At 54.7% G+C, this 3,268-nt stretch carries 3 protein-coding genes; all 3 read left to right on the forward strand.

All coding sequences use genetic code 11. The features are described from left to right. Positions 1-50 precede the first annotated feature (50 nt). The 3 genes from kynU to ACTIKR_RS20505 all read left to right on the forward strand — a co-directional run bounded on the left by kynU (position 51) and on the right by ACTIKR_RS20505 (position 3,102). Positions 51-1,307 (forward strand): kynureninase, encoded by a 1,257-nt coding sequence (kynU, locus tag ACTIKR_RS20495; RefSeq protein WP_442328894.1) that lies wholly within the window; start codon positions 51-53, stop codon positions 1,305-1,307. A 257-nt stretch (positions 1,308-1,564) separates the two neighbouring features. Next, positions 1,565-2,419, forward strand: coding sequence for a tryptophan 2,3-dioxygenase (gene kynA, locus ACTIKR_RS20500; protein WP_442328892.1), 855 nt, complete (start codon positions 1,565-1,567; stop codon positions 2,417-2,419). 365 nt (positions 2,420-2,784) lie between these two features. Then, positions 2,785-3,102 (forward strand): hypothetical protein, encoded by a 318-nt coding sequence (locus tag ACTIKR_RS20505; protein ID WP_442328893.1) that lies wholly within the window; start codon positions 2,785-2,787, stop codon positions 3,100-3,102. Positions 3,103-3,268: the final 166 nt, after the last annotated feature.

The following is a 3,268-nucleotide window of genomic DNA, read 5'->3' on the forward strand; positions in this document are numbered from 1 at the left end:
TTGCAGACACCGTAACAATAATTGCGATCGCCATCTATCATGGAACAACAATGACCAACCGCGCTTTCTACGAAAATCTTGACGCTATCGATCCGCTCAGCCCTTTACGCAGCGAATTTCACCTGCCGCCGGACACGATTTACCTGGATGGCAACTCATTGGGAATCATGCCTCTGGCCGCACCGGTCAGGGCCAAACAGGTCATGCTGCAGGAATGGGGCGATGACCTGATTGCCAGCTGGAACAAGGCCGATTGGGTCAACCTGCCCATGCGACTGGGCAACAAAATCGCACCGCTGATCGGCGCGGGACCGGACGAGATTGTGGTTTGCGATTCCACCTCCCTGAATCTGTACAAGGTGCTCTATAGCGCAATTCAAATGGCGCGCAGGCGCCATCCCGCCCGGCGCAAAATTGTCAGCGAAAAAACCAATTTTCCGACCGATCTATATATTGCACAAAGCCTATGCGCGCAATTTGACATGTCGCTGGAACTGGTCGAGGGCGAGGAGATCGATTCGATCTTCAACGATGATCTGGCGGTATTGTTGCTCACACACGTAAACTATCGCAGCGGCTCGATATACGATATGGCGCAGATCACGCGCCTGGCGCACGCCCACGACGCACTGGTGATATGGGATCTATGCCACTCTGCCGGTTCCATTCCGGTCGACTTGCGCGGCAGCCAGGCTGATTTTGCTGTGGGATGCACATATAAGTTTCTCAATGGCGGCCCGGGCTCGCCCGCCTTTGTCTGGGTCCATCCGCAACACGTCGATCAAATCACTCAGCCGCTGACCGGCTGGATGGGACACGCTACGCCCTTTGCGTTCGAGACGCATTATCAGCCGGCCACCGGCATCCGCCATTATCTTTGCGGCACGCCATCCATACTTGCCCTGTCTGTGCTCGAGAGCAGCCTGGATGTGTTTCTGAAGGCGCAGGGCTATGGCGGCATGCCGGCAATCTACAAAAAGGCGCAGACACTAACCAGCCTGTTCATTCAACTGGTCGACAAAGAATGTGCAGGGTACGGGCTGTCACTCGTATCACCAAGCGACCCTGAAAAACGGGCCAGCCAAGTTAGCCTGACCCATCCCGAGGGTGCCTACGCCATTATTCAAGCATTGATTGCGCAAGGCGTGGTTGGCGACTATCGCGAACCCGGCGTACTGCGTTTCGGATTCACGCCGCTTTATCTGCGTTATACCGACGTGTGGGATGCGGTAATGCAATTGAAATCGGTATTGCAAAGTGAGGTCTGGCGATCCGACATATTTTCGGCAAAACAGACAGTCACCTGACCGTAAGTGCGTATCGGGCTGCATCACAGTTGCGATCATGCCGGTCACGCCGCAGAGGGTGATACAGCCCTATCCCCCTGTGCCAGGCCAAGTATTTATATCCCGCCAGACCGGCATCAGGATGGTGTAATCCTGCCGGTTGGGTAAACTGAACCGGCAGCCTCAACGTTCTGAACCGGTACCACAACGTTGCACACGCCCCTATTGACGACGCCAGACCCAGGCTGACTTGCAGGCCTGTTCAAAGGAATCCAAGCATGAAAGAATCGACACCCCCCTCCTCTGCAGATGCAATGGCCAATGAAAACGCCAAACTGGATTTCTCGCGCGATATGAGCTACGGCGATTACCTGCACCTGGATGAACTGCTGGGCGCGCAGCATCCGCTGTCCCCCGAACACAATGAAATGCTTTTCATCATCCAGCACCAGACTAGCGAACTATGGATCAAGCTGATGCTGCACGAACTGAATGCAGCCATTGGCAGCCTGCGCAATGACCAGTTGAACCCAGCGTTCAAAATGCTGGCACGGGTAGGACGCATCATGGAGCAGCTGGTTCATGCCTGGGATGTGCTGGCCACAATGACACCGCCGGAATATACGGCACTGCGACCGTGGCTGGCGGCATCCAGTGGTTTTCAAAGCTTTCAGTATCGACAAATCGAATTTTTACTGGGTAACAAGAACGCCGCCATGCTTCGGCCCCATGAGCATCATCCGGATCGTTACGCACAGGTATTACAGGCCTATGAGCAGCCATCGCTCTATGACGAGGCATTGCAATTGCTGGCGCGTCGCGGTATTGCGGTCCCCCGGGATCACCTTGAACGGGACTGGACCCAGCCTTATACGGCGAGTGACGGCGTCATGCAGGCCTGGCTCCTGGTATATCGAGAGCCCGACCGGCACTGGGATCTGTACCAATTGGGCGAAAAACTGACAGATATCGAAGACACCTTCCGATTGTGGCGCTTTCGTCATGTGACTACCGTAGAACGCATTATCGGCTTCAAGCGCGGCACCGGCGGCACCTCTGGGGTTAACTATCTGCGCAAAATGCTCGATGTCGTTCTGTTTCCCGAAATCTGGACATTACGCACCCATCTGTGATTCGTAACGCCGGCCCGGATCGTACCGTGCATCTGCTCGAACGGTTGCTGTGTCACGAACGGTTGCACGGCCCTGCCGCACGATTACGCGGACCTACCCGCATGATTGATGCAATAATAGTATCCAACTGCGCTGGCACTCCCACGGTTTATGTCGACGCATAATCACGGGTTGCATAAACTCGGATCCGACATCGGCATCGCCATCAAGTATCGACGGTTGCCTCATCACGTGTTTGTAAACATATTCATGGTAATGGTGGCCAGTGCCGGATCGCCCGACATTGTCATGATCGTGACAGTATTTTCCTGTCATTTTTTCTACAGTGCTATTTGTGCGCTTTTGCCATCACGCCCGGAGGTCCCATGCGCTGCGACGTCAACTTTATTTTTACCACGACCCAGACTCTACAGGTTCAGCTTAATATGGAACCGACCGCCGCCCTTGCAGCGCAATCGCAGCAATGGCTGGTTGAAAAATGGGAAGAACTCGAATGCGAACCGCTGCGCCCCAGTGGCAAGGTGCTGGTGCTTGATCGGATTCTGGGCGTCACCGATGCCATGGGATACGAATTTTTACAGAACCACCCCGATCAGCGCGAATTGCTGGCGCATCACTGCATCAATGCACTGGGCTCGCCCAGTATTACCGTCGATTTGCCGGGACTGACAGTCAACGCATGAGTCGGGCGCAAAGCGAGCTGCCTGTCGCTACTTGTTGCGGCCTGGCAATGTGCCCGACGTCAATCTCCTGAAACTAGGCAAGAGATCCACGCAGAAACTCGTGAGCAACAAAGTAAACCATAGGTCGGAAAACGACCACGCCAATCAAAACAGCCGCTTAATCCGT

The sequence above is a fragment of the Advenella sp. genome (genome assembly GCF_052108595.1).
GTDB lineage: Bacteria > Pseudomonadota > Gammaproteobacteria > Burkholderiales > Burkholderiaceae_B > Advenella.

Bases quoted from the DNA above. Each gene is read 5' to 3' on its own strand.
- kynU (WP_442328894.1), top strand. From the start codon at position 51: ATGACCAACCGCGCTTTCTACGAAAATCTTGACGCTATCGATCCGCTC.
- kynA (WP_442328892.1), top strand. From the start codon at position 1,565: ATGAAAGAATCGACACCCCCCTCCTCTGCAGATGCAATGGCCAATGAA.
- ACTIKR_RS20505 (WP_442328893.1), top strand. From the start codon at position 2,785: ATGCGCTGCGACGTCAACTTTATTTTTACCACGACCCAGACTCTACAG.